Genomic DNA, 26,231 nt, shown 5'->3' with positions numbered 1-26,231 from the left:
CGGGCGAAAGGCCCTCGTACCGGAAGTGGGGACTGCCGGGACGAGGGCCTTTGTTCTGTGCTCAGTGCGCGACGGGACAGGTCTTGAAATCGACCTGGAATTCCTTGATCCCGTTGAGCCAGCCGGAGCGCAGCCGCTTCGGATCACCGAGCTTGGTGATGTCGGGCAGGTGGTCGGCGATGGCGTTGAAGATCAGGTCGATCTCCAGCCGGGCCAGGTTCGCGCCGACACAGAAGTGCGCGCCGGTGCCGCCAAAGGACACGTGCTGGTTGTCCTTGCGCATGATGTCGAACTGCTCGGGGTTCTCGAACACCTCGTCGTCGAAGTTGGCCGACCGGTACAGCATCACCAGCCGCTGCCCCTTCTTGATCTGCACCCCACCGAGTTCGGTGTCCGCCAACGCCGTCCGCTGGAACGAGATGATCGGCGAGGCCCACCGGATGATCTCGTCGACGGCGGTCGCCGGCCGCTCCTTCTTGTACAACTCCCACTGATCCGGGTTGTCCAGGAAGGCCATCATGCCGTGGGTGATCGCGTTGCGCGTGGTCTCGTTGCCGGCCACCGCGAGCAGGATCACGAAGAAGCCGAACTCCTCCGGGGTCAGCTGATCGCCGTCCACGTCGGCCTCGACCAGCTTGGTGACGATGTCGTCGGCCGGACAGGCCTTGCGATCGGCCGCCATTTGGTACGCGTAGCCGAGGATTTCGGCCGACGAGGCGACCGGGTCGACGTCGATATCCGGGTCGTCGTAGCCGGTCATCTCGTTCGACCAGGTGAAGACCTTCATCCGGTCCTCCTGCGGGATGCCGATCAGCTCGGCGATCGCCTGCAGCGGCAGCTCGCACGCGACCTTGGCGACGAAGTCACCGGACCCGGATTCGGCTGCGGCCTTGACGATCTCGTGGGCGCGGGCCGAAAGTTCCGCGCGCAGACCGTTGATCGCCCGCGGGGTGAAGCCGCGCGAGATAATCTTGCGCAGCTTGGTGTGTTCCGGGGCGTCCTTGTTGAGCAGGACGAACCGCTGCAATTCGATCTGCTCGCGGGTGATGTCGTCGTTGAAGCGCGGGATCGCGGTGTTCTCGAAGGTGGAGAAGACCTCGCCCCGTCGGGATACCTCTTTGACGTCGGCGTGCTTGCTCACCACCCAGAAGCCCTGGTCATGGAAGCCACTGACCTCGACCGGCTGTGGATTCCACCAGACCGGGGCGGTCCGGCGCAGCTCGGCGAACTCCTCGACCGGAATCCGTTCGGCGTAAATATCGGGGTCTGTGACGTCGAATCCGTCCGGCAGATTCGGCCGGACATTCCGAGGGTCTACCACCAGATGTCTCCTTCGACAAACTGAAACACGTTCTATAATCATTGAAGCATAGGCGGCCGGATCAGGAAAGAAACCGGACAGAACCGCCCACGAGCTACCCGAACTCGTTTCAGTTTCTGCATCAAATGAAAGGTTGGACATGGGCACACCCGTCATCGTCGAGGCCGCTCGAACCCCCATCGGCAAGCGCGGCGGCTGGCTGTCCGGCCTGCACGCGTCCGAGTTGCTCGGCCTGGCCCAGCGCGGCCTGCTCGAGCGCGCCCACCTGGATCCGGCCCAGGTCGAGCAGGTCATCGGCGGCTGCGTCACCCAGGCGGGCGAGCAGTCCAACAACGTGACCCGGGTCGCCTGGCTGCACGCCGGACTGCCCTGGCAGGTCGGCGCGACCACCATCGACGCGCAGTGCGGCTCGGCGCAGCAGGCCAACCACCTCATCGCTGGGCTCATCGCGACCGGCGCGATCGACGTCGGCGTCGCCTGCGGCATCGAGGCGATGAGCCGAGTTCCGTTGGGCGCCAACGTCGGCGAGCACGCCGGCCCGCGCAGGCCGGCCTCCTGGAACATCGACCTGCCGAATCAGTTCGAGGCGGCGGAGCGGATTGCCAAGCGGCGCGGCATCACTCGCGCCGATGTCGACGCGTTCGGCGCGCGCTCGCAGCGCCTGGCCGGACAGGCCTGGGCCGAGGGCCGCTTCGATCGCGAGGTGCTGACCGTGACCGCACCGGCCGTGGACAAGGAGGGAAACCTGACCGGCGAGAAGCTGGACGTGTCCCGCGACCAAGGCCTGCGCGAGACCACCGCCGAGGGACTGGCCAAGCTGAAGCCGGTACTGGAGGGCGGCATCCACACAGCAGGCAGCTCGTCGCAGATCTCCGACGGCGCGGCCGCCGTGCTGCTGATGGACGAAAAGGCCGCGCAGCGAGCCGGATTGCGGCCGCGGGCGCGGATCATCACCCAGGCGCTCGTCGGTTCGGAGCCGGAGTTCCACCTGGACGGCCCGGTTCAGGCGTGCTCGCGCCTGTTGGAGCGATCGGGTATGACCATTTCGGACATCGATCTGTTCGAGATCAACGAGGCGTTCGCCTCGGTCGCGCTGTCCTGGGCCTCGGTGCATCAGCCGGACATGGACCGGGTGAACGTCAACGGCGGCGCGATCGCGCTCGGCCATCCGGTGGGCTCGACCGGATCCCGGCTCATCACAACGGCTTTGCACGAGCTGGAGCGAACCGGCCGCAGCACCGCCATGGTGCTGATGTGTGCCGGTGGCGCATTGGCGACAGGGACCATCATCGAACGGATTTAGGGCCTTCGACCCCCGGAAACCGGATTGTTGAACGTTCATCCCCCAGGCCCGGAAACGTGTCGTACGCCACATGGCAGCTACGACTTGCAACTAGATGAGACGTCAGCTATCTTTCCGCTATCAGGACCGTATCGGGGAAGACCTCCGCGACGGGCCAGAACCGGTCCGTACCTCGGCTTCTCGAGAGCCGTTGGGGTGACCCGCAAACGCGACGGTCCCAGTACCTTCGCCGGAGTGGCACCTAGAAGCTTCAAGGAAATCCGGAATCAGGCGTAGGTTTTCAGTTACTGAGCCGCTAATATCAATGATACGTATCCGAGATAACGACTGTTAGTACAGCGAAGGGAATTGGGCGGCTCACAATGGCTGATTTCGCGGCGCGGCTGAACAAGCTGTTCGAAACCGTGCATCCCCCGGGGCGTAAGCCGCACACCAACGCGGAGGTTGCGGCTGCGCTGACGGCCTCCGGACATCCGATCTCGAAACCGTACCTGTCGCAGTTGCGGTCGGGACAACGGACGAACCCGTCCGATGAGACGGTGGCCGCCCTGGCGAAGTTCTTCAAGGTCAAGCCGGACTACTTCTTCAACGACATCTATGCCGCCAAGATCGATCATGATCTGGAGTTGCTGTCCCAGCTGCAGGGCTACGGACTGCGACGGCTGTCGAGTAGAGCGTTCGACCTGTCCGAAGAATCTCAGAACCTACTCACGTCCATGGCGGAGAAGTTGCGAGCAAGTGAAGGCTTGCCCGAAATTCCTCCGGATGGCACCGAATAGGTTCGCTTGCACGTCAAGCACAGTGCGACCCCTCCGGGTCGCACTGTGCTGTGTTATGTGTGCGTCAATGTGAACAGTGGAACAGGGCATGCCCGGAAAAATAGGGGCAGGTCCGCCCGATGCCCGAACGCGCTCAGATGCACACACATTCGACAATTCTCGGACAACAGATTCATGCGCGCGTGGGTAAACCATCGGTGCGCGCAGAACTCGCGGGTGCCGTCGCCGCAGCCCCGCAGCACAAGATCTCGTAGTACGTACTAGAGCGCCGAATACCCGGCGGAGCGCAGCCCCGCCGGCTCAATTTCGGACGTGCTCCAAAGATGTCGCGTCATACGCTCGCGCGATGGCCTGGACCCAGCCACGCGGACTAATCCCCTCCGGCGGAGCAATCCACCGAGCGTCGACCGCCACATCGCCCAACGGGTTTCTCGCCCACTGCGCGACGGTGTCCGCGCGCTCGGCGACCGACCGCGGTGGCGGCGCGACCGCCGCGAGCACCACACCGCCGCCGGACTGCAGATAAAGCGCGTCCATGATCTGCGCCACTTGATCGGATGCCTTCAACTGAGTCGAGGTGCCGGTCTGGTCGTGCGCGACCACCTCGGGAAAGCGGCCGACCAGAATCCGGTGCAGCAGCCGAATCTGGCGCAGCAGCAGGCGCGCTCGCACCCACAGCTCCACCACGATCCACACCGCGCCGAACGCGATGAGCAGGGCGGCGACCTCCCACACCGGCCACGCCCAGTTCGGCTGGCCCGGCGGCACCGGCGCCGCGTCGGTGAACGCGCGCCGGACCTCCAGCACCGCGAGCACCGCGACGACCGCGGAACCCGTGGTGTAGATCGCGATTCCGCGACCGAGGGTGGTCCAGTCCAAATTGCGCAGGCCGGTGATCACGATGAAAATCGCGCCGAACGCGACCACCTCCCAGCCGAAGGTGAACGACCAGGCGATGGCGGCCGCCACGGCGACCAAGCCCATGCTGTAGATCACCATGGCGACCTGACGCAGGTTCTGCCGGGAGACGACCGGCCAGGCGGCCGAGGCGACCACCGAGGTGGCGGTCACGAAGGCGATCCAGGCCGAGACCACGACACCGTCGGACAGCCAGCCCGCGTGCACGCCGTGCGGGCGCAGGTTGTCGATGGCCACCGCGATCTCGGGGACCGCGACGGTGGCGGCCAGCGCGACGGCGGCGACCGCGACCACGATGGCCACCCGGGCCGTGGTCGCCGGCTTGACCAGCACGCGGCCGACTCGGGCGCCTGCCGCCATCCAGACCAGCAGAGCCGTCAACCAGAGGGTCATCCCAGAGCCTCATCGAATCGAAGGACCGAGACGCCTGCGCCTCGACTGTTGAACACGCGGAGCCGGGTCATCAGCATGGCGGCGAAGGTCTCGGCCTCCCACTCGGCGAGCTCGTCCGCGCCGTCGTCGACGATCTGCTGGTGCGCCCGCTGGCTCAGCATGTAGGCGATCAGATCGTCGCTGGCCTCAAGGGTCACCTCGGGTGCGGGCGCGCCCTCGTGGTTGAACACGATGTGCCCCAGCTCATGTGCCAGGGTGTGCTCCCGGCTCGGCAGCGACTGGGCGAGCACGATCACGTCGCGATCCGGGTAGAGCCGGCGCTGACCGCACACGCCGGGGCCCAATTCCGCACTGGCGATTTCGATTTCGCGCCGACGCTCGCTCGCGATGGCGAGCACCACCTCGTCGAGCGTGGTGGCGTCCGAGTCCGCGGCGACCGCGCACACGGCATCCACCGCGGCCGCGACCCGGCGGTACGACCGCGAGCTACTCTGCGTCTTGCTCTCACTCATGCCACACCCCTCACGGTCTCGGGAAGAACACGGCACGGGCGGCGTCGACTCGGGCCTGTGCGGCCGAGGCACCCTGGAAACTGACTGCGCCGGAACCGGCTCCGGCCAGCCCGAGGGCGAGCAGGCCACCGATCACCGACAGCAGTTTGGGTTTGGGGAGACCGTCGTTCGCGCTGGTCGGACGCACGTCGGGGTTGGGCTTGGCCGGGGCTGCCTGCACGGGGGCGGGCGGCGGAGGAGGCGGCGGTGGGGGCACGGCCGCCGGAGCCGCGGCAGGGGCGGGCACGAGCACCGGCAGGGCCGGAATGGCTGGGATCACCGGGGACGGCACCGGCGGGACCGCGATCGGCGGAGCCGCCGGGGGCGCGGGCGGTGCGGGGATCGGGATCAAAAGCAGCAGCAGCGGCGCGGCGGAACCGACGGCCGCAGAGCCCACCGCGGCGGAACCGACTGCGGCAGAACCGGTTCCGGCCGAACCGACACCCGCGGAGCCGACGCCCGCCGACCCGACACCGGCCGAACCCACTGCCGCCGAGCCGACGCCTGCGGAGCCGACGGCGGCGGAACCTGTTGCGCCGACACCGATTCCGGTGGAACCGACAGCTGCGGAACCCGTGGCCAACGCGCCGATGCCGGCGGAACCGGTGACGCCGAGCGCGGCCGAGCCGGAACCAAGGACGAGGCCGAGCCCGGCCGAACCGGATCCGAGCGTCAAGCCGAGTCCGGCCGAACCGGTACCGAGGACCGCGCCGAGTCCGGCGGAACCGGCGGCGCCTGCCGCGGCCGAGCCACCTGCCGCCGCGGAACCACCGGCGGCTGATCCACCGGCCGCGGCCGAACCGACGGCAGCGGACCCGGCGGCCGAACCGGAACCGATCGCGGGGTTAGTAGGCACCGCACTGACATCTGAGGGCTGTCCGGGCACCGACAGTGGGTACCAGGGATCTCCGGTGTCGTACGGGGGCGGAGCGGGGTCCACAGCGCACCCTGGGCACCGTTCTGAGGGTTGCGCCTGCGCGGCCACCGGACCGAGTAGCGCAAAGCCGGCCACAGTCCCAGCTACTGCAACCACACGGAACGTGCGACCAACGGCCATGCGCCGAGCCTTCCCCTCATTCGTAAAGCGCAGATCTCACCCGGTCGCCACTCTCACACGGGACTTCTAACGGATGGGGGCCATAGTAAACCCCTATCGTCAGGTGCGCAGGAAGAAGGTCGGAAGCCCGGTCAGGCCCCGTACACCGGTTCGGGCGGCATCCCCTTGGCAATCAGGTCAGCTACTACCGGGCCTAGTTCGGCGGGTGACCACCGGGCCCCGCGGTCGACCGCGACCCCGTGCCGCCAACCGTCGGCGAGGGCCACTTTCCCGCCTTCTACCTCGAACATGCGTCCGGTGACCGCCGCGGATTGCGCGCTGCCGAGCCAGACGACCAGCGGCGAAATGTTCTCCGGAGCCATCGCGTCGAAGCCGTCTTCCGGCCGGGCCATGGTGTCGGCAAACACGGTCTCGGTCATCCGCGTGCGGGCCGCAGGTGCGATGGAATTCACAGTCACGCCGTAGCGGCCGAACTCCGCGGACGCGGTCAGCGTCAGTCCGGCGATGCCGGCCTTGGCCGCACCGTAGTTGCCCTGGCCGACGCTGCCTTGCAGGCCCGCGCCGGAGCTGGTGTTGATGATCCGGGCGTCGACCGGACGGCCCGCCTTGGACTCACCCCGCCAGTATTCGATCGCGTGCCGCATGGTGACGAAGTGGCCCTTGAGGTGCACGCGGATCACCGCGTCCCACTCGTCCTCGCCGAGGTTGACCAGCATCCGGTCGCGGACGAAACCGGCGTTGTTGACCAGCACGTCCAGTCCGCCGAAGGTATCGATGGCCTGCTGGATAAGCCGTTGCCCGCCTTGCCAATCCGCGACGTCGTCGCCGTTGGCCACGGCGCTGCCGCCGAGCGCCTCGATCTCCGCGACCACCTGTTCGGCGGGGGTCTCGCCGGTCGCGGCGCCGTCGAGCGCCGAGCCGAGGTCGTTGACCACCACCTTCGCCCCGGCCGCGGCGAAGGCGAGCGCGTGCGCGCGGCCGATGCCGCGGCCGGCGCCGGTGACGATGACGGTGCGGCCTGCGCAGATCTGCTCGGTGTCCATATCTATGTCCTCTTCGTGGTGTCCGTTGTGTTCAGGACTGCTGACCGACCGCCGCGGTGGACGCGGCCAGGAAGGCCGGGCGCTCGCCGCCGCCGTGCACCAATAGGGCGGCTCCGCTGACATAGGCGGCCAGCGAGGAGGCGAGGAAGACGGCGCAGCGGCCGACGTCGTCCGGCTCGGCCATCCGGCCGAGCGGAATGGTCTCCCCGACCGCGTCGATGCCGGCCTGGTCGCCGTAGTGCAGCTGGCTCTGCTCGGTGACGACCGGGCCGACGACGAGCGAGTTGACCCGCACCTTCGGCGCCCATTCGACCGCGAGCGAGGAGGTCAGGCTGTCGATCCCGGCCTTGGCCGCGCCGTAGGCGGCGGTGCCCGGCGAGGGCCGGGTGCTGCTGACGCTGGAGATGTTGACGATCGAGCCGCCGTCCGGCTGCTGCTGCATCACCGCGTTCGCCGCCTGCGAAACCAGCAGCGGGGCAAGCAGATTCAGCTCGACGATCTTGGCGTGGAAGTTCTTGCTCGCGGTGGCGGCGAGGGCGAACGGGGCGCCGCCCGCGTTGTTGACCAGGTGGTCGAGGCGGCCGTGCCGCTCGACGACGGTCTCGATCAGTCCGCGCACCGCGTCCGCGTCGCGAATATCACAGGGCAGGAAATCGATGGCCCGGCCGTCGGCCTCGACCGGGGCCTCGGCGGGCCGCCGGGCACAGGCGATCACGGTCGCGCCGGCCGCGAGGAAGGCCCTGCTCACACCCGCACCCACGCCGCGGACGCCGCCGGTCACCAGAACGACGCGGTCGGCCAGATCGATTTCGAGTGCCACCGTGCTAACCTACCAAGCAACTGCTTGCTTTGCCAATGCTGAGCTCAGGCCGGGCCGGGTCGATCCGACGGGCCGCGGCCTTCATGAAGGGATAGGGCGATGGGGATCAACCGTCACGCCGAATCAACCGGCATCACCGTGGTCACGGTCGACTACCCGCCGGTCAACGCGATACCGACGGACGGCTGGTTCGATATCGCCGACGCCATCCGGGAGGCGGGGCGGGACAAGGAGACCCGAGTCGTGGTGCTGCGCGCCGAGAATCGCGGTTTCAATGCCGGCGTGGACATCAAGGAGATCCAGAGCAAGCCGGGTCACCAGGCGCTGATCGACGCGAATCACGGCTGCTTCGAGGCGTTCGCGGCGGTGTACGACTGCCCGGTGCCGGTGATCGCGGTGGTGCAGGGCTTCTGTCTCGGCGGCGGGATCGGCCTGGTCGGCAACGCGGACGTCGTGATCGCCTCGGACGACGCCACTTTCGGCCTGCCCGAGGTCGACCGCGGCGCGCTCGGCGCGGCCACCCACCTGTCCCGGCTGGTGCCGCAGCATCTGATGCGCGCGCTGTTCTACACCGCGAGCACCATCACCGCGCAGCAGCTCCAGCACTTCGGCTCGGTGTATCAGGTGGTGCCCCGCGCCGAACTCGACGCCGCGGCAATGGAAGTCGCCAAGAACATCGCGGCCAAGGACGGCCGGGTGATCCGCGCGGCGAAGCGGGCGCTCAACGGCATCGATCCGCAGGATGTGCACCGCAGCTACCGCTACGAGCAGGGATTCACCTTCGAACTCAACCTCGCCGGTGTCGCCGACGAGATCCGCGCCCGGTTCGACGAGGATCTGGCCGCGCGCAAGGTCGAGAAGTAAGGGGTCGGAAAGTCATGCGAGACAAGCGAATGTCGCTCGACGAGGTCGTCGGCGAGTTGCGCAGCGGAATGACCATCGGGATCGGCGGCTGGGGTTCGCGGCGCAAGCCGATGGCACTGGTGCGGGCCATCTTGCGCTCGGACCTCACCGATCTGACCGTGGTCAGTTACGGCGGACCGGATCTGGGCCTGCTGTGTTCGGCGGGCAAGGTGCGCAAGGCGTATTACGGCTTCGTGTCCCTGGATTCGGCGCCGTTCTACGACCCGTGGTTCGCCAAGGCCAGGACCTCGGGCGCGCTGGTCGCGCGCGAGATGGACGAGGGCATGCTCAAGTGCGGGCTGGAGGCGGCCGCGGCGCGGTTGCCGTTCCTGCCGATCCGGGCCGGGCTCGGCTCGGACGTGCCGAACTTCTGGGACGGCGAATTGCGCACGGTCGCTTCGCCGTACCCCGATGCCGACGGACAGACCGAGACGCTGATCGCGATGCCCGCGCTGAATCTCGATGCGGCGCTGGTGCATCTGAACATCGGCGACCGGCACGGCAATGCCGCATACACCGGCGTCGACCCGTACTTCGACGACCTGTACTGCCTGGCCGCCGAGCGCCGGTATGTCTCGGTGGAACGGATCGTCGAAACCGACGAACTGGTGAAAACTGTTCCGCTGCAATCACTGCTGCTCAACCGGATGATGATCGACGGCGTGGTCGAGGCGCCTAATGGCGCGCATTTCACCCTGGCCGGGGACAGTTACGGCCGGGACGAGAAGTTCCAGAAGCACTACGTCCAGTCGGCGAAGACGCCCGAGGCGTGGCAGCAGTTCGCCGACAAGTATCTGGCCGTCTCCGAGGACGAGTACCAGGCCGCCGTCCGCGAGTTCGCCCAGGAGGCTGCGCGATGACCACCGAAACCATCACTCGCGCCGAGGTGTGCGCGGTCGCCTGCGCGGAGATCTTCAGCGGCGCAGGCGAGATCATGGCCAGCCCGATGTCGCCGATGTCGATCATCGGTGCGCGCCTGGCCAAGCTGACCACCGAGCCGGACCTGCTGCTCTCCGACGGTGAAGCGCTGTTGTTCGCCGACACTCCCCCGCTGGGCGGCAAGGCGCCGATCGAGGGCTGGATTCCGTTCCGCCGCGTGTTCGACGTGGTGGCCTCCGGACGGCGGCACGTGGTGATGGGCGCCAACCAGATCGACCGCTTCGGCAATCAGAACCTGTCCGCGTTCGGTGCGTTGCAGCAACCGACCCGGCAGATGTTCGGCGTCCGCGGCGCGCCGGGCAACACGATCAATCACGCGACCAGCTACTGGGTTTCGCGGCACACCAACCGGGTGTTCACCGATCGGGTCGACATCGTCTCCGGCGTCGGCTACGACAAGGTGGACCCGGCCAACCCCGCGTTCCGGTTCCATCACCTGCACCGAGTGGTCACCAACCTGGGCGTCTTCGACTTCGAGGGACCCGACCACACCATGCGGGCGCGCAGCCTGCACCCCGGCGTTACCGCCGCGGAGGTCGCCGAGAACACCTCGTTCGAGATCCACGGCCTCGCCGACGCACCGGAAAGCCGGCTGCCCTCGGCCGAGGAGCTGCGGCTGATCCGGGACGTGCTGGATCCCAAGCAGATTCGCGACACCGAGGTGCCGTCGTGACCGGCAGGCTGCGCACCACGCTGACCGATCTGGTCGGCGTCGAACACCCGATCGTGCAGACCGGCATGGGCTGGGTGGCCGGACCGAGCCTGGTCGCGGCGACCGCCGAGGCGGGCGGTCTCGGCATCCTGGCCTCGGCCACCATGACCTACCCGGAGCTCGAGGCGGCGATCGCGAAGACCAAGGCGCACACCGGGAAACCGTTCGGCGTGAACATCCGCGCCGACGCCTCGGACGCGCCCGAGCGCATCGATCTGCTGATCCGGGAAAAGGTGGCGGTCGCGTCGTTCGCGCTCGCCCCCAAGCAGGACCTCATCGCCAAGCTGAAAGACGCCGGCGTGGTGGTGATTCCGTCGATCGGCGCGGCCAAGCACGCGGTGAAGGTCGCGTCCTGGGGCGCCGACGCGGTGATCGTGCAGGGCGGCGAGGGCGGCGGGCATACCGGCCCGGTCGCCACCACGCTGCTGCTGCCGTCGGTGCTGGACGCGGTGGACATCCCGGTGGTCGCCGCGGGCGGCTTCTTCGACGGACGTGGCCTGGCCGCCGCGTTGGCCTACGGCGCGGCGGGCGTCGCGATGGGCACCCGCTTCCTGCTCACCCAGGAGAGCACCGTGCCCGAGGCGGTCAAGCAGGAGTACCTGCGCAGGCAGCTGCAGGACACCGTGGTCTCCACCAAGGTCGACGGCATGCCGCATCGGGTGCTGAACACCGAACTCGTGCAGCGGCTGGAACATTCGGGCCGCACCCGCGGGCTGGCCGCCGCGGTGGCCAATGCCGCCAAGTTCAAGAACATGACCGGCATGAAGTGGTCCACCCTGGTCCGCGACGGACTGACCATGCGAAAGACCAAGGACCTCACCTGGTCTCAGGTCGTCATGGCCGCCAATACGCCGATGCTGTTGCGCGCCGGTCTGGTCGAGGGCAACACCCAGGCGGGTGTGCTGGCCGCCGGTCAGGTCACCGGCATCATCGAAGATCTGCCCACGTGTCAGGAGCTGATCGATCGCATCGTCGCCGACGCGATCACCCGCATCGAAGCGCTGCACAAGAATCTCTGAGTCCGTCCGGCGAGATGCCCCGCACCCGCATCGGGGGCGGGGTGTTTTCGCTCAGCGAACTGCGGTCGCCGCGCACCTCGCTGTGCCCGTAGCATCCCGCTCATGAACCAGCCGATGCCCCCGCAACAGCCCCAATATCCGCAGCAGCAGCCCGGATTCCAGCAGCAGCCACCGCCGGGGTACCAGCAGCAACCGCAACCGCAGCCCGCGCCGCAGTTCCCCATCCTCGTCTCCACCATGAACGACGTGCCGGGGCACCGGGTCGTCCGGGTCTACGGCGAGGTCGCGGGCCTGACCGTGCGCAGCCGCGGCCTCGGCTCCAACCTCGCGGCGGGGTTCCGTTCGCTCGGCGGCGGCGAGATCACCGAATACACCCAGCTCCTGTACCAGTCCCGCCACGAGGCGATCATGCGGATGTGTCAGCACGCCATGTCCTTCGGCGCCAACGGCATCCTGGCCATGCGCTTCGACTGCAACGAGATCGCCAACACCATGAGCGAAGTCGCGGCCTATGGGACCGCGGTGCTGCTCGAGCCCGCCGACAAGGCGTAGTTACGCGGGGAGCCATTCCGGACGGCTGGAGCCACGAGGTTCCAGCCCGAAGCGGTCGAACGTTGAGAGCAGGGCTAGACCGCAGGTTGGTTGTCGACCTTCGCCAGCGCTTCCAGCACGGCATGCGTGCGGCGATCGCGTTTGGCGACGAGACGCTCGTAGTTCTGCTGGCCGGAGCCGTACGCGCCCTCGATGTGCTCGATGAGTTCCTCCCGCAGCGCGGGGTCCGCGGATGGCTTACCCGGCTCGATCTTGCCGACTTCCGCGCCGACGCCCTCGAAGAGGTGCCTGGCCCCGCCGGGACCGCCGCCGAGGACATTGCCCTCGAAGAGGCCGATGGTGGCCCAGCGCAGGCCGAGCGAGTTCTGCAAGATGATGTCGAGGTCCTCGACGCTGACCACGCCGGACTGCACCAGATAGGTCGCCTCGGTGCTCAGCACCTTTTGCAGGCGATTGGCCACGAATCCGGGGATTTCCCTGCGGATTACGACCGGCACGCGGTCGAGTTCGGTGTAGAGCTCGACGGCGCGGGTGACGGTCGACTCGTCGGTCTTCGCGCCGGGCAGCACCTCCACCAGCGGCATCAGCTCCGGCGGATTGAACGGGTGCCCGACCAGGATCCGGCCGGCGTTGTCCAGGCCGGCGGCGATCAGGGACGCGGTGATCGACGAACTGGAAGTGGCCAGCACGGCATCGGCGGGTGCGGCACGCAGGATCTCGGCGAAGAGCTCCTGTTTGACGGGCAGACGCTCCGGGCCGTTCTCCTGCACCAGGTCGGCCGCTTCGACTGCCTTCGCCAGATCGGCGGTCCAGGACACGCGGTCGTCGCCGCCGAATTCGGACTCGACCAGCTCGCGCAGGTCCGGGCGTGGGTCGGTGATCACCACGCGCCAGCCGTGCCGGTGCGCCAGCCGCGCCCAGGACAAGCCGATCACGCCCGCGCCGACCACGGCCATGGTGCGCTGAGAGTTCATGGGAGACCTACGATTCCGGTCAATGACTGACCTTCGAATTTCGCGATGACGCGCTCGGCGGAGCCGTCCAATGCGACGGCGCGGACATTGCCGCCCAGATCGGTGACGTAGGCAAAGCCCGCCTCCAGATCGACGGTGAGTCCGATGGCTTCGGCGAAACCGCGGGCCAGGATTTCCGGAGTGCCGCCGGTTTCGCCGGGCTCTGGAATCGGCGCGCGATTGAGTGTGTTGCCCGAGGGCTCAGCACCGCGGTCGGTCCAGTAGAGGTAGCGATCGGTGGTGTCGAGCCAGAGGTCGATCGGCTCGGGCAGATGGTCCCACAGCACCTCGATATCGGTGCGGGCCGCGGCCGTCTCACCTTCCGGCACAGCGAGATTCGCGCGGAAAATGCGGCCGCGACCGCCTTTGGCCGGACCCTTCTGAGTCCAGTACAGCGCGCTCCCGGCCGGGTCGACGGCGATGCCTACGCACTCCTCGGCCTTGTCCCCGGTCGCGGGATTGACCACCAGATCGGTCAATCCGGTGCCGTCGACACCTACTCGGCTCACCCGGCGACCTTCGCGATCACTCCAATAGAGTTGCCCGGCAGCGAAATCCGCGTCGAGTTGCTTGCCGGTGGTCAGCGCGCCGACCGGCAGGACCTGCCGCCGACCGGTGCCGTCGAGCGCCGCGGACTCGAGTGAACCGTTCTTCGGCGAGAAGTCGAAGTTATCGTCATCAAGCGGCAGCGCGGGATCGAAATCGGGTGCGCCCATGATGGTCCAATAGATGCGTCCGGCGGCTTCGTCGTAGGCGATGCCATCGGGAACCGCACCGGCATCGCGAACGACGGTCGTCACCGACCCGTCGGCGAGATCGATGCGAGCGATGGTGCGGTTTCCGAGATCGAGCACCAACAGCGCCTGGAACACGATGCACCTCCATGGTGTGCCGCCTGCGTCGGGCGGATCGACTTCCACGCTAATTCGATAGATCAGCTAACGGAACTACCATGTTCCACAGTGTCATTATGTCCACGTTGATAATAGTCAAAAAATGACGTCTAGCTGCGACTTTATCGCAGTGATCGAAATGTGAGAAATGTCCAGAGCGGTCAACTGAAGCATCGTCAGGTCAGATAGCTACCATGGCGCAAATGGAGATCCACCACCTGCTGCGCTACTTCTTGACGGTCGCCCGGGAACTCGATTTCACCAAGGCGGCGCAGGCGTTGCAGATGTCCGTTCCGCCGTTGAGCCGGCGCATCAAGGCCTTGGAAACCGAACTCGGCGAAGCACTGTTCGAACGCTCCACCCGGCACGTCCGGCTGACCCCGACCGGCGCCCGGCTGGTGCCCCTGGCCGCCTCGATCGTCACCGACTTCGACGCGCTACGCGAGCGACTATCCACCCCGGACGATCGGCCGATCGACGTACGCCTCGCCGTCCCCGAACTGCTCGGCACCGAGATCAGCCACCGGTTGACCACCGCGATGACCGAGCTCGCCCCCGAATACGCCTTCGCACTGGAGCAGATGCGCTCCGCCGATATCGGGGCCGGCCTGCGCAGCCGGCACATCGACCTCGCCCTGTCGCACATCCCGTCGTCCGGATCGGGCGTCGAGTCGGTGGTCATCGCCACCGAACCGGTCGGCGTCCTGGTCGAATCCACCCGGTTCGAGGGCCGAACCTCGCTGCGGGTAGCCGACTTACGCGGCTTCACCCACATCCAAGGCCCCAAGCACTGGGAACTCGCCCTCGGCGACCGCGCCGAAACCACGCTGTCCGGTGCAGGCATCAGCGCGGGCCGCGGCCGGTTCAAGACCCTCGACGGCATGCTCATGATGCTGCGGCAGACCCGCGGCTTCATCGTCGCGCCCTTCGATTCCGAGGGGCTGCACGCCGTCGACCGGGCCGAATTCCGTTTCCTCCCGGTCGAAGACCTCAACCTCGACGTGCGCACCGCCCTGCTCTGGCGCACCGGCGACGAGCGGTTCGCCCGGCTCGCCGCCGAACTCACCGCCCGCCTGCCCGGCTGACTCAGCTGCCGAGGCGCTCGATGATGGTGACGTTGGCGGTGCCGCCGCCCTCGCAGATGGTGAGTAGGCCGTAGCGGCCGTCGACCCGCTCCAGTTCGTTGAGCAGCGAGGCGAAAAGCTTTGCGCCGGTGGCGCCGAGCGGGTGGCCGAGCGCGATCGCGCCGCCGTTGACGTTGACCCGCTCCGGGTCCGCGCCGGTCTCCTTCAGCCAGGCGAGCACGACCGGGGCGAACGCCTCGTTGATCTCCACCACGTCGATGTCGTCGATGGTCAGGCCGGTTTTCTCCAGCGCCCACTTGGTCGCCGGGATCGGCGCGGTGAGCATGAAGATCGGGTCGGCGCCGCGCGCGCTGACGTGATGGATGCGCGCCCGCGGCGTCAAACCGTAGGCCTCGACGGCCCATTCGGAGGCGAGCAGGGTGGCGCTCGCGCCGTCGGAGATCTGGCTGGCGACGGCCGCGGTCAGCGGGCTGCCCTCGGCCAGCGGCGGCAGCGACGCCATCTTCTCCAGGCTGGTCTCGCGCGGTCCCTGATCGATCCAGAAGTCGCCGACCGGCACGATCTCCTTGTCGAAGCGGCCGTTCTTGATCGCGTCGCGCGCCCGCTCGTGGCTGCGCAATGCCCAGCGCTCCATGTCTTCCCGGCTGATGTCCCACTTCTCCGCGATCAGCTGCGCGGCCCTGAACTGGGTGACCTCGGCGGTGCCGTAGCGGTGATCCCAGCCTTCGGAACCGACGAACGGCGAGTCGAAGCCGTACTCCTTGCCCGCGTACATGGCGGCCGAGATCGGGATGGCGCTCATGTTCTGCAACCCGCCCGCGACGATCACCTCGGCGGTGCCGCTCATGATCGCCTGCGCGCCGAAATTGATGGCCTGCTGGCTGGATCCGCACTGCCGGTCGACGGTGACGCCGGGCACCTCTTCCGGGTAGCCCGCGGCCAACCACGCGGTGCGCCCGACGTTTCCGGCCTGCGGGCCGACATTGTCGACGCAGCCGACGATCACGTCGTCGACATTGCCCGGGTCGATCGGATTGCGGTCCAGCAGCCCGCGCAGCGCGGCCGCGCCGAGGTCGGCGGGGTGCACGGCGGCCAGCGCGCCGCCGCGCTTGCCGACCGGGGTGCGCACCGCGTCGATCACGTAGGCGTCCCGCAGCGGGGTGTAGGGGCGGCGGGGTGCGGAAGGTGCAGACATCTAGAACTCCTACGTGGTGTGCCCGGCGGAAAGCGTGAGGCCGTCGAGCACGATGGTCAGATATTGCTTGGCGAGGTTGTCCACGGTGATGGGGCCGCCCGGCTGGTACCAGCGCACCGCGACCCACACGGTGTCGCGCAGGAACCGGTAGGCCAGTTCGACGTCGATCTCGGGCCGGAAGCTGCCGTCGGTGACGCCGTTGGTCAGCACCCGGTGCCAGAGCTCGCGGAATTCACGGTTGTAGTCGGCGATGTAGGTGAACCGCTCGGCGGTGCGCAGGCGCTTGGCCTCGGCCTGGTAGATCGCCACCGCGGCGTGATGCCGGTCGAAGGACTGGTAGGACGCGATCACCAAGGCTTCCAAGGTGTCTCGCGGGCTGAGCCCGGCGCCGACGATCTCCCGGTAGTGCCCGAACAGCTCGTCGAGGAAGCCGCGCAGGATCTCGTCGACCATCGACTCCTTGGAGTCGAAGTGGTGGTAGAGGCTCCCGGATAGAATTCCGGCCGCGTCGGCGATGTCGCGCACGGTGGTGGCGCGCAGGCCACGCTCGGCGAACAGTTCGGCCGCCAGCGTGAGCAGTTCATTGCGCCGTGCGGATTTCGAAGCCTCGGGTGCGGTCACATCGGCCATAATACAACCAAGCATTTGCTTGGTACAGGGTGGCGCGCCAATGTGCTTGCCGAAGGCCGGGCAGTAGGTCTGTTCAGCGGACCGAATAGCGCAGCGGAGAGGACACCGATAGGTCGGCTAGCAGCCGGTCGCAGATCACCACCGGCGCGATACCCGCTCTGGCCATTCGGGCCACCAGCGCGAGCCGGCGTTCGCAGCTGTCCCACTCGACGGTCAGCTGACCGCGCCCCGGGCCGGCGTCCACGGTCGCCATCACCCGCGGCGGACCGAAGGCCATCGGCTCCTCGATCAGCTTGAGCACCATGCCGCGCTGCCATGCCTGATAGGTGTCCATGTCCGCGCCGACCACCAGCTTGTCGGTGGCGGCGCACAGGCCCTGCGCGATCTCCTCGTCGAAGGCCACCCGATCGAAGCGGAACTTGCGGCATTTGGCCACCACGTCGAGCAGGTCCGCGCGCACCTCGCACAGCAGCGCGGACTGCCGATGCCTGCGCCGGTCCTGCTCGTCCTCCGCCGGATCGGAGCCGAGCCCGATCTGCTTGGCCCGCTCCCGATCTCGCGCCATGTCGGCGCGCAGCGCGCCCCGCGGGTCGCGGGTCACCTCGCGCTCGTCGACGGCGTACTGCTCGAGAATCTGGGCCGCGCGCAACGCGGTCGCACATTCGGAGGTGTGCTCCATCAGTTCGGCGCCAAGGGTTAGCGCGGCGAGCACCATGCTGTCCAGCCTGCGCCTGGCTAGCACCACTTCGCGCACCAATTCGAGTTCCAGTTGTTCGCGGGCAGCTGGGCTATCCAGGCCCATAGCCATCGCCCCTTTGGAGAGTGCGGGATCCGATCTCAACCAGCATCGCACACCCCGGGGACATCTGGCGCTGCCTTTTCTACCTGATCAGCCGCCCATTTGCTCGATGTGCGCCAGAAGCTGGAAGGCGATCGCACTCTGGCGCGGTGTGCGGTCCGTCCAGTCTGTCGCGGCGGAGCGAACGTGCCGGGTAGCCAACGACGGGCAACGCGAAAGCGATTCGAGCAACCGATAGCGAAAGATGTTGCGGCCTACGCCGGATCGCCGAATTTCCCGTGTGCGGCGCCGGTGGTGCGCGAAGATCGCGGAGAATCGCCCGAGCGCGCGCGGGGCCCGTCACCGCGACTCCGGCCGCGGCCGGCACCACCCGGAGAATCCTGGGACACGATCTACGCCGTGCCCCACCGCGGGACTCCGCGCCCGTGTGACCCGCCCCGGGCATCGCCGGCCGCGGTTTCCCCAATTGCGGTGTCGGGGAAACCGAACCGGCTCAGGCGCGCTGGCTGCTGACCGAGACGACCTCGCCGGTCAGGTACGAGGTGTAGTCGCTGGCCAGCATGGCGATGGTGGCCGCGACCTCCCACGGTTCGGCGGCCCGGCCGAAGGCTTCCCGCTCGGAGAGCCGGTCGAGCAGCTCGGTCGAGCTGACCTTGTCCAGGAACGCGTGCCGGGCGATGCTCGGCGCGACCGCGTTGATCCGCACGCCGAGTTCGGCCGCCTCGACCGCACTGCATCGGGTCAGCGCCATCACGCCGGCTTTGGCTGCGGCGTAATGGGCTTGGCCGTGCTGCGCGCGCCAACCGAGCACGCTGGCGTTGTTGACGATCACGCCGCCGTGGCCCGCGTCGCGGAAGTAGCCGAGCGCGGCGCGGGTGCAGCGGAAGGTGCCGTTGAGGGTGATGTCGAGGACGCGGTCCCACTGCTCGTCGGTCATGTCGACCACCGGGGTCTCGCCGCCGAGCCCGGCGTTGTTGACCATGATGTCGATCCGGCCGATCGCCTCGGCCGCGCCGCGCACCAGCGCGTTCACCTGCTCGGTACGCTGCACGTCGCAGGCGATCGAGGCGACCTTGCGGTCCGGGAACTCGGCCGCGAGTTCGGTCGCGGTCTCGGCCAGCCGTCGCTCGTGCCAATCGGAGACGACCACGTCGGCGCCCTCGGCGAGCAGCCTGCGCGCGGTGGCCGAGCCGATGCCGGTACCCGCCGCCGCGGTGATGACGGCGGTGCGCCCGGTCAGCAGGCCGTGCCCGGGAACCGGCTGCGGCGCAACAGAAAGATCGGTCACGGACGTGCCTCTCGCGGCAGGCCGAGCACGCGCTCGGCGATGATGTTGCGCTGCACTTCGTTCGAACCTCCGTAGATCGTGTCGGCGCGGGTGAACAGGTAGAGCCGCTGCCATTCGTTCAGGTCGTTCTCCTCGGCCACCAGGCCGGCCGGGCCGAGCACCGCCATGGCGAGTTCGCCGAGGCCGCGATGCCAGTTGGCCCACAACAGCTTTGCCACCGAGGCCTGTCCCCCGTCGTCGACGCCCGCGCCCTCCATGGTGCGGATGGCGTGCGCGCGCAAGACGCGCAGCCCGACCCAGGCCCGGTCGATCCGGTCGGCGATGAGCGGGTTGTCGGCGGCGCCGGTCCGGCGGGCCAGCGCCTCGACGTCGGCGAGTTCCCTGGCGAACCTGATCTGCTGGCCGAGCGTGGAGATGCCGCGCTCGAAGGTCAGTGTGCCCATGGCGATCCGCCAGCCCTCGCCCGGCGCGCCGACCACTAGGTCCGCGGCGGTGCGCGCGTTGTCGAAGAACACCTCGTTGAACTCCGAGGTGCCGGTGAGCTGGATGATCGGGCGCACGTCGATGCCCGGCTGATTCATCGGAACCAGCAGGTAGGACAGGCCCTGGTGGCGCGCCGATCCGCGCTCGGTGCGGGCGATCACGAAGCACCAGTCGGCCACGTGGGCCAGCGAGGTCCAGATCTTCTGGCCGTTGATCGACCACTCGTCGCCGTCGAGCTGCGCCGCCGTGGTGATCGCGGCCAGGTCCGAGCCGGCGCCCGGCTCCGAATAGCCCTGGCACCACAGCTCGCTCACCGTGCGGATGCCCGGCAGGAAGCGGTCCTTCTGCGCCCGGGTGCCGAAGGCGAGCACGGTCGGGCCGAGCAGTTCCTCGCCGACGTGCGAGACCCGGGCCGGCGCGTTCGCCTTGGCGTACTCCTCGTGGAAGATCACCTGCTGGCGCACGGTCGCCTCGCGGCCGCCGTACTCCTTCGGCCAGCCGAGACAGGTCCAGCCCGCCGCGGCCAGATGCCGGTCCCAGGCGAGCCGCTCGTCGAACGCCTCGTGTTCGCGGCCTGGACCGCCGAGCCCGCGCAGTTCGCGGAATTCGCCGTTCAGGTTCTCCGCCAGCCACTCGCGCACGTCGGCGGCGAATTGCGCGTCTTGCGTCGCGGAAAACCGCCCGCCCTGCGCGGCGGTGTCGGATTCTGAGGTCTGGATCGCACCCACGCCGGTAGGATAACCTACCAAGCACTTGCTTTGTAGGGCGCTTGCATAAGTGCTCTAACACGGACGGTAAGGACAACCGTGACATCCCCTGCACTGACGACACCGCTGGCGCTGCACCATGCCGCGCGCACGTTCGGCACCGCTCCCGCCCTGGCCGACGGCCCGGTGCGACTGGACTGGACCCAGCTGCTGGCGGCGGTCCAGGAGGTGGCGCGGGCGCTGATCGCGCGCGGCGTGCAATCCGGCGACCGGGTCGCGATGTGGGCGCCCAACACCCACCACTGGGTGGTCGCCGCGCTGGCCGCGCACTATGCCGGCGCATCGCTGGTCCCGTTGAACACCCGCTATGTCGCCGACGAGGCGGCCGACGTCCTGGTCCGGGTCGACGCGCGGGCGCTGTTCATCGCCGGCACCTTCCTCGGCCGCGATCGGCTCGCCGAATTGCGCAAGGCCGCACCGGAACTCGACATCGAGACGGTCGTCGTCATCCCGGTCGAGCCGGGCACGAAGACCGGCGACGAGACCGCGTTCGACTGGTCCGAGCTGGCCGGGGTCGCCGAGAAGGCCACGCTCGCGGAAGCCGAGGCGCGCGCCACGGCGGTGAGTCCCGAGGACACCGCCGACATCCTGTTCACCTCCGGCACCACCGGCCGCAGCAAGGGCACCGTGGTCGCGCATCGGCAGGCGCTGTCGGTGGTGCGCGCCTGGGCCGAGTGCGCGACGCTCACCGGCGACGATCGGTATCTGGTGGTCAGCCCGTTCTTCCACAACTTCGGCTATAAGGCGGGCATTCTGGCCTGCCTGGTCACCGGGGCCGCGATCATCCCGCAGGCGGTGTTCGACGTGCCCGCCACCATGCGGCTGGTGAGCGAGGAGAAGATCACCGTGCTGCCCGGGCCGCCGACCATCTATCAGACGCTGCTCGACTACCCGGACCGCGCGGAGTTCGACCTCGGCACGCTGCGGGTCGCGGTGACCGGCGCGGCGACCGTGCCGGTGGTGCTGGTCGAGCGGATGCGCGCCGAGCTCGACTTCGAGGTGGTCATCACCGCGTACGGCCTGTCCGAGGCGGCGGGCTTCGGCACCATGTGCCGTCCGGACGACGACGCCGAGACCATTTCCGGTACCTGCGGCCGCCCGATCGCCGACTTCGAACTGCGGCTCGCGCCCAACGGCGAGGTGCTGCTGCGCGGGCCGAACGTGATGCTCGGTTACCTCGACGATCCCGAAAGCACCGCGGAGGCCATCGATTCCGACGGCTGGTTGCACACCGGCGACGTCGGCACGGTGGACGAGCGCGGCTATCTGAAGATCACCGACCGGCTCAAGGACATGTACATCTCCGGCGGGTTCAACGTGTATCCGGCCGAGATCGAGCAGGCCCTCGCGCGGCTCGACGGCGTCGCCGAATCCGCCGTGATCGGGGTGCCGGACACCCGAATGGGCGAGGTGGGCAAGGCTTTCGTGGTCCGCAAGGCGGGCGCGCAGCTCACCGCGGACCAGGTGCTCGCCCATGCCACCACCGTGCTGGCCAACTTCAAGGTGCCGCGGTTCGTCGAATTCCGTGACCAGCTGCCCTACAGCGCCGCCGGGAAAGTGCTCAAGCGTCAACTACGTGAGGAGATTTCGTAATGTCGGAACCGATCCCGGACGAGGGTGACGTGGTCACGTACGAGGTGCGCGGCCGCACGGCGATCGTCACGCTGAACCGGCCGGACTACCGCAACGCGCAGAACTCGGTGATGACCTACGCCCTCGACGCCGCCTTCGAGCGCGCGGTCGAGGACCCCGAGGTCGGCGTGATCGTGCTGGCGGGCAACGGGAAACACTTCAGCGCCGGGCACGACATCGGCACTCCCGGGCGCGATCATCACATCCACTACCCGAACAAGGCCGCGCTGTGGTGGGACCACGTCGACCGGGTCGGCGGCGATCAGCGCTTCGCCCGCGAGCTCGAGGTCTACCTCGGCATGTGCCGGCGCTGGCGGGAGATCCCCAAGCCGACCATCGCGATGGTGCAGGGCGCGTGCATCGCGGGCGGGCTCATGCTGGCCTGGGTGTGCGATCTGATCATTGCCTCCGACGACGCGTTCTTCTCCGATCCCGTTGTGCGGATGGGCATTCCGGGGGTCGAATACTTCGCGCACCCGTGGGTGATGGGGCCGCGCGCCGCCAAGGAGTTCCTGTTCACCGGGGACCGGTTCGGGGCCGCGCAGGCCAAGGAGTGGGGCATGGTCAACCGGGTGGTGCCGCGCGCCGAACTGGAGGCGGAGACGCTCGCGCTGGCCGAAAAGATCGGCACCATGCCGCAATTCGGGCTCGCGCTGACCAAGAAGGCGGTCAACCAGGCCGAGGATCAGATGGGCATGCGCACCGGAATGGATTCGGTGTTCGGGCTGCATCACTTCGCGCACGCGCACAACGCCGAGGTCGGCGCCGATTCGCTGGGCGGCATGAACGCCAAGTCGATGAAGGCGCAGGCGGCTTCGACCGGCGAGAACGGGGCGAAGTAAGTGGATCTCGAGATCGACCAGGCGACCCGGGAATTCCAGACCGAGGTCCGGGAGTTCCTGGCGGCCAGCAAGCCCGCGCAACCGCTGCCCTCGATGGATACCAAAACCGGGTTCGAGGCGCACCGCGCCTGGGAGCGCACCCTCGCCGACGCGCGGCTCTCCGTCGTCGCCTGGCCCGAGGAGTACGGCGGCCGCGATGCCTCGCTGCTGGAATGGGTGCTGTTCGAGCAGGAGTACTACGCCGCCGGCGCGCCGGGACGGGTGAGCCAGAACGGCATCTTCCTGCTGGCCCCAACGCTTTTCGAACACGGCACGCCCGAGCAGCTCGACCGGATCATGCCGCGGATGGCGCGCGGCGAGGACATCTGGGCGCAGGCCTGGTCGGAGCCGGAGGCGGGCAGCGACCTGGCCGGCATCCGGTCGACCGCGCGCCGGACCAACGGCGGCTGGCTGCTGAGCGGGCAGAAGACGTGGAGTTCGCGAGCGGCCTACGCGGACTGGGCCTTCGGGCTGTTCCGCAGCGATCCGGAGGCGGAGCGGCACAAGGGGCTGACTTATGTGATGTTCCCGCTGTCCGCCGATGGTGTTGCGGTGCGGCCGATTCCGCAGTTGGACGGCGAGCCCGGCTTCGCGGAGATCTTCCTCGACGAGGTGTTCGTGCCGGATCGCGATGTGATCGGCGCGCCGGGCGAGGGCTGGCGGGTGGCGATGAGCACGTCCAGCAACGAGCGCGGCCTGTCGCTGCGCAGCCCCGGACGGTTCAGCGCGACGTCGCAGCGGTTGATCGATCTATGGCTCGACGCCGGCGACGACGCGAACACCGGGCAGCGAGATGCCGTGGTGGACGCGTGGATCGGCAGCGAGGCCTACCGGCTGCACACGTTCGGCACGGTGACCCGGCTGAACGAGGGCGGCAAGCTCGGCGCGGAATCCTCGATCACCAAGGTGTTCTGGTCCGAGCTCGACATCGCCATGCACGAGACCGCGCTGGAGGTGCTCGGCGCGAGCGCCGAACGCTCCGGGTCGTGGACCGACGGCTATCTGTTCTCGCTGTCCGGTCCGATCTATGCGGGCACCAACGAGATTCAGCGCAATATCGTCGCCGAGCGGCTGCTCGGACTACCGAGAGGAAGCAGTCGATGAGATTCGCGCTCAGTCCCGAACAACTCGACTTCGGCACCAGCGTGCGCAAGCTGCTGGACGCGGGGCGCACGCCCGCCGCGGGGCGCGCCTGGGCGACCGGGGATCCGCGGCCCGGCCGCGGGCTGATCCGTCAGCTCGCCGGTGCGGGGGTGCTCGGTCTGGCCATCGATGACGAGCACGGTGGGGTCGGCGCGGAGCCGATCGATCTGGTGGTCGCGTTCGTCGAACTCGGGCGCGCTGCCGCACCGGGTCCGCTGGTGGAGACCGCTGCCGCGATACCTGCTCTGCTGCAAGCACTTCCGGATACGGAACTGGCCGCGCGCTGGTTGCCCGGCTTCGCCGAAGGTGCCGAGCTGGGCACCCTCGCTTTCGCCTCGCCGGATCACAGCGCGGTGGCGCTGGACGCAGACAGCGCTGAGGTGGTGTTGATCGCGGACGGCGATCAGCTGCACGTCGGTCATCGGACCGGTCTGGTGCGGTCGATCGATCCGGCACGGCGGCTGTTCGCCGTGGCCGCTGACGAATCGGTCGCGGAGGGCGTGGCCGACGCGATCGCCACCGGGTTCGACACCGGCGCACTGGCTTGTGCGGCACAGCTGCTGGGCGCCGGTCGCGCGCTGCTCGACTCGACCACCGGATATGCCAAGCAGCGCAAGCAGTTCGGCAAGCCGATCGGCGAATTCCAGGCGGTCAAGCAGAAACTCGCGGATGTGCTGATCGGCCTGGATCTGGCCGAACCGCTGCTCTACCGCGCCGCGCTCACCATGGGCGAGCCGACGCGCGGGCGCGACGTCTCGGCCGCCGTGATCGCCTGCGGCGACGCGGCCTACCGGGCCGCCAGGGCGGCGCTACAGGTGCACGGCGCGATCGGCTACACCGCCGAATACGACCTGTCGCTGTGGTTGACCAAGGTCACCGCGCTCCGGTCCGCCTGGGGCACACCGGATCTGCACCGGGCACGGATCGCGCGGGCGCTGCGTGCCGAGGCGGCGGATCGGCAACTTCGAGGGACGGCATGACCAGCACCGAACATCAGGAGTTCACCGCATCGGTGCGCGCCTTGCTCACCAAGCACGCCGGATCGGCCGCGGTGCGCACCGCGATGGATACCGAGCTCGGCTACGACCAGGCCCTGTGGCAGCGACTGTGCGAACAGATCGGCGTCGCGGCGCTGGCCATTCCCGAGGAATACGGCGGTATCGGCGCGAGCCTGGTCGAATCCCTGCTCGTGGTCGGCGAACTCGGCCGCACCCTGGCCGGCGTGCCGATGCTCGGCTCCGCCGTCCTCGGCGTGCAGGCGGTGCTGCTGTCGGGCGATGAAGAGGCGTGCGCGCGGCTGCTTCCCGAGGTCGCGGAGGGCACGCGCACCCTCGCGGTGTGCTGGGCAGGCGAGAACGGCTGGGACGAGCCCGGAGTCCACGAGGCCGACGGAACCCTCAGCGGCACAGCTCGATACGTGCTCGACGGCAGCATCGCCGACACACTGATCGTGGTCACCGCGACCGGGTTCTTCGAGGTCGACCCCACCGCGACCGGGGTCACCCGGCGCGTCGTGCCGACCATGGACCCCACCCGCAAACTGACCGAAATCACCTTCACCACCGCCGAAGCCCGCCGCCTCGGCACCGCCGATCCGCAACCGGCCATCGCCCGCCTACGCGAAATCGCCTGGGCCGCAATCGCCGCCGAGCAAGTGGGCGCCGCCGAGCACTGCCTGACCATGACGGTCGAATACACCAAGTCCCGAGTCCAGTTCGGCCGCCCCATCGGCAGCTTCCAAGCCCTCAAGCACCGCATGGCCGACATGTACGTCCTCCTCGAATCGGCCAAGTCCGCCTCCGCCGCCGCCACCCTCGCGGTAGCCGAGCACACCCCCACCGCCCCCGAGGACGTCTGGGTCGCCCGCCTGCACTGCTCCGACGCCCTCACCACCATCGTCGCCGAAACCGTCCAACTCCACGGCGGCATAGCCATCACCTGGGAACACGACGCCCACCTCTACTTCAAACGCGCCCACGGCACCGCCCACCTCTTCGGCACGCCGCAGCGTCCGGTGGCGCATAGTTCCTGAATCACCTGGTCAGAGCCTCGGTATGTGTTGCATGCCGGGGCTTTGGCGTGTTCGTGATCGAGTTCACGGGACATATATAG

The 26,231-nt window shown here is 68.4% G+C and carries 26 protein-coding genes; 13 read left to right on the top strand and 13 right to left on the bottom strand.

Features of this window, described 5'->3' with window-relative positions:
* Nucleotides 1-61: 61 nt before the first annotated feature.
* On the bottom strand, nt 62-1,321 hold the full coding sequence (locus F3087_RS21370) for a cytochrome P450 (protein ID WP_223885251.1): 1,260 nt from the start codon (nt 1,319-1,321) through the stop codon (nt 62-64).
* A gap of 139 nt (nt 1,322-1,460) precedes the next feature.
* Here F3087_RS21370 and F3087_RS21365 point away from each other — a divergent pair, with 139 nt between their 5' ends.
* A complete protein-coding gene (locus F3087_RS21365; protein WP_150403794.1) occupies nt 1,461-2,624 on the top strand; it encodes a steroid 3-ketoacyl-CoA thiolase in 1,164 nt (387 codons plus the stop codon).
* Nucleotides 2,625-2,986: 362 nt separating this feature from the next.
* Nucleotides 2,987-3,403, top strand: a complete 417-nt coding sequence (locus F3087_RS21360; protein ID WP_011207048.1) for a helix-turn-helix domain-containing protein — start codon at nt 2,987-2,989, stop codon at nt 3,401-3,403.
* 300 nt (nt 3,404-3,703) lie between these two features.
* On the opposite strand, the gene F3087_RS21355 is transcribed toward F3087_RS21360, so the two are convergent.
* The 5 genes from F3087_RS21355 to F3087_RS21335 form a co-directional block, all read right to left on the bottom strand.
* Nucleotides 3,704-4,714: a hypothetical protein gene (locus tag F3087_RS21355; RefSeq protein WP_150403793.1), complete on the bottom strand. Its 1,011-nt coding sequence runs from the start codon at nt 4,712-4,714 to the stop codon at nt 3,704-3,706.
* Entirely contained in the window at nt 4,711-5,226 is a 516-nt protein-coding gene (locus tag F3087_RS21350) for an ImmA/IrrE family metallo-endopeptidase (protein ID WP_150403792.1), read from the bottom strand. Before F3087_RS21350 ends, F3087_RS21355 begins: the two co-directional genes overlap by 4 nt.
* Nucleotides 5,227-5,236: 10 nt before the next feature.
* Nucleotides 5,237-6,121, bottom strand: a complete 885-nt coding sequence (locus tag F3087_RS21345; RefSeq protein ID WP_150403791.1) for a hypothetical protein — start codon at nt 6,119-6,121, stop codon at nt 5,237-5,239.
* A 332-nt stretch (nt 6,122-6,453) separates the two neighbouring features.
* Nucleotides 6,454-7,365, bottom strand: coding sequence for an SDR family oxidoreductase (locus tag F3087_RS21340; protein WP_150403790.1), 912 nt, complete (start codon nt 7,363-7,365; stop codon nt 6,454-6,456).
* Between the two features lie 31 nt (nt 7,366-7,396).
* Nucleotides 7,397-8,185, bottom strand: a complete 789-nt coding sequence (locus tag F3087_RS21335) for an SDR family oxidoreductase (protein WP_150403789.1) — start codon at nt 8,183-8,185, stop codon at nt 7,397-7,399.
* A 99-nt stretch (nt 8,186-8,284) separates the two neighbouring features.
* On the opposite strand from F3087_RS21335, the gene F3087_RS21330 reads away from it, so the two are divergent.
* From F3087_RS21330 to F3087_RS21310, 5 genes are all read left to right on the top strand, one after another.
* Entirely contained in the window at nt 8,285-9,049 is a 765-nt protein-coding gene (locus F3087_RS21330; RefSeq protein WP_150403788.1) for an enoyl-CoA hydratase family protein, read from the top strand.
* A 14-nt stretch (nt 9,050-9,063) separates the two neighbouring features.
* On the top strand, nt 9,064-9,948 hold the full coding sequence (locus tag F3087_RS21325) for a CoA transferase subunit A (RefSeq protein WP_191094083.1): 885 nt from the start codon (nt 9,064-9,066) through the stop codon (nt 9,946-9,948).
* On the top strand, nt 9,945-10,700 hold the full coding sequence (locus tag F3087_RS21320; protein ID WP_150403787.1) for a CoA-transferase subunit beta: 756 nt from the start codon (nt 9,945-9,947) through the stop codon (nt 10,698-10,700). Before F3087_RS21325 ends, F3087_RS21320 begins: the two co-directional genes overlap by 4 nt.
* Complete coding sequence (locus F3087_RS21315; RefSeq protein ID WP_150403786.1) at nt 10,697-11,758, top strand: NAD(P)H-dependent flavin oxidoreductase; 1,062 nt, start codon at nt 10,697-10,699, stop codon at nt 11,756-11,758. The genes F3087_RS21320 and F3087_RS21315 overlap by 4 nt, the downstream gene beginning before the upstream one ends.
* A 222-nt stretch (nt 11,759-11,980) precedes the next feature.
* Complete coding sequence (locus F3087_RS21310; RefSeq protein ID WP_223885264.1) at nt 11,981-12,310, top strand: YbjQ family protein; 330 nt, start codon at nt 11,981-11,983, stop codon at nt 12,308-12,310.
* A gap of 74 nt (nt 12,311-12,384) precedes the next feature.
* Here F3087_RS21310 and F3087_RS21305 read toward each other — a convergent pair whose 3' ends face one another.
* Both F3087_RS21305 and F3087_RS21300 read right to left on the bottom strand, forming a co-directional pair.
* Nucleotides 12,385-13,284 carry a 3-hydroxyacyl-CoA dehydrogenase NAD-binding domain-containing protein gene (locus F3087_RS21305; protein ID WP_223885250.1) on the bottom strand — a complete coding sequence of 300 codons (900 nt, stop codon included), beginning with the start codon at nt 13,282-13,284 and terminating at the stop codon, nt 12,385-12,387.
* Nucleotides 13,281-14,195, bottom strand: a complete 915-nt coding sequence (locus tag F3087_RS21300) for a YncE family protein (RefSeq protein ID WP_150403784.1) — start codon at nt 14,193-14,195, stop codon at nt 13,281-13,283. Before F3087_RS21300 ends, F3087_RS21305 begins: the two co-directional genes overlap by 4 nt.
* 224 nt (nt 14,196-14,419) lie before the next feature.
* On the opposite strand from F3087_RS21300, the gene F3087_RS21295 reads away from it, so the two are divergent.
* Complete coding sequence (locus tag F3087_RS21295) at nt 14,420-15,301, top strand: LysR family transcriptional regulator (protein WP_317983931.1); 882 nt, start codon at nt 14,420-14,422, stop codon at nt 15,299-15,301.
* 1 nt (nt 15,302) lies between these two features.
* Here F3087_RS21295 and F3087_RS21290 read toward each other — a convergent pair whose 3' ends face one another.
* The 5 genes from F3087_RS21290 to F3087_RS21270 all read right to left on the bottom strand — a co-directional run bounded on the left by F3087_RS21290 (nt 15,303) and on the right by F3087_RS21270 (nt 20,415).
* Nucleotides 15,303-16,457 (bottom strand): acetyl-CoA C-acetyltransferase, encoded by a 1,155-nt coding sequence (locus F3087_RS21290; protein WP_150403996.1) that lies wholly within the window; start codon nt 16,455-16,457, stop codon nt 15,303-15,305.
* 48 nt (nt 16,458-16,505) lie between these two features.
* Nucleotides 16,506-17,126, bottom strand: a complete 621-nt coding sequence (locus F3087_RS21285; RefSeq protein ID WP_150403782.1) for a TetR/AcrR family transcriptional regulator — start codon at nt 17,124-17,126, stop codon at nt 16,506-16,508.
* A gap of 73 nt (nt 17,127-17,199) precedes the next feature.
* On the bottom strand, nt 17,200-17,928 hold the full coding sequence (locus F3087_RS21280; RefSeq protein ID WP_150403781.1) for a hypothetical protein: 729 nt from the start codon (nt 17,926-17,928) through the stop codon (nt 17,200-17,202).
* A 490-nt stretch (nt 17,929-18,418) separates the two neighbouring features.
* Nucleotides 18,419-19,213: an SDR family oxidoreductase gene (locus tag F3087_RS21275; RefSeq protein WP_150403780.1), complete on the bottom strand. Its 795-nt coding sequence runs from the start codon at nt 19,211-19,213 to the stop codon at nt 18,419-18,421.
* A complete protein-coding gene (locus F3087_RS21270) occupies nt 19,210-20,415 on the bottom strand; it encodes an acyl-CoA dehydrogenase family protein (RefSeq protein ID WP_263407230.1) in 1,206 nt (401 codons plus the stop codon). Before F3087_RS21270 ends, F3087_RS21275 begins: the two co-directional genes overlap by 4 nt.
* Nucleotides 20,416-20,502: 87 nt before the next feature.
* On the opposite strand from F3087_RS21270, the gene F3087_RS21265 reads away from it, so the two are divergent.
* From F3087_RS21265 to F3087_RS21245, 5 genes are read left to right on the top strand one after another with little or no spacing between them, the layout of a single operon-like run.
* Nucleotides 20,503-22,056 (top strand): FadD3 family acyl-CoA ligase, encoded by a 1,554-nt coding sequence (locus F3087_RS21265; RefSeq protein WP_150403778.1) that lies wholly within the window; start codon nt 20,503-20,505, stop codon nt 22,054-22,056.
* Nucleotides 22,056-22,937 carry an enoyl-CoA hydratase gene (locus tag F3087_RS21260; RefSeq protein WP_150403777.1) on the top strand — a complete coding sequence of 294 codons (882 nt, stop codon included), beginning with the start codon at nt 22,056-22,058 and terminating at the stop codon, nt 22,935-22,937. Before F3087_RS21265 ends, F3087_RS21260 begins: the two co-directional genes overlap by 1 nt.
* Entirely contained in the window at nt 22,938-24,080 is a 1,143-nt protein-coding gene (locus F3087_RS21255) for an acyl-CoA dehydrogenase family protein (RefSeq protein WP_150403776.1), read from the top strand.
* The gene (locus F3087_RS21250; protein ID WP_150403775.1) at nt 24,077-25,099 is read left to right on the top strand and encodes an acyl-CoA dehydrogenase family protein; all 1,023 of its coding nucleotides are present in this window, start codon (nt 24,077-24,079) and stop codon (nt 25,097-25,099) included. The genes F3087_RS21255 and F3087_RS21250 overlap by 4 nt, the downstream gene beginning before the upstream one ends.
* Nucleotides 25,096-26,151 carry an acyl-CoA dehydrogenase family protein gene (locus F3087_RS21245; RefSeq protein ID WP_150403774.1) on the top strand — a complete coding sequence of 352 codons (1,056 nt, stop codon included), beginning with the start codon at nt 25,096-25,098 and terminating at the stop codon, nt 26,149-26,151. The genes F3087_RS21250 and F3087_RS21245 overlap by 4 nt, the downstream gene beginning before the upstream one ends.
* Nucleotides 26,152-26,231: the final 80 nt, after the last annotated feature.

Source organism: Nocardia colli, assembly GCF_008704205.1.
GTDB lineage: Bacteria > Actinomycetota > Actinomycetes > Mycobacteriales > Mycobacteriaceae > Nocardia > Nocardia colli.
The sequence above is the reverse complement of the archived record's forward strand: the minus strand, read 5'-3'. Positions and strand labels throughout refer to the sequence as shown.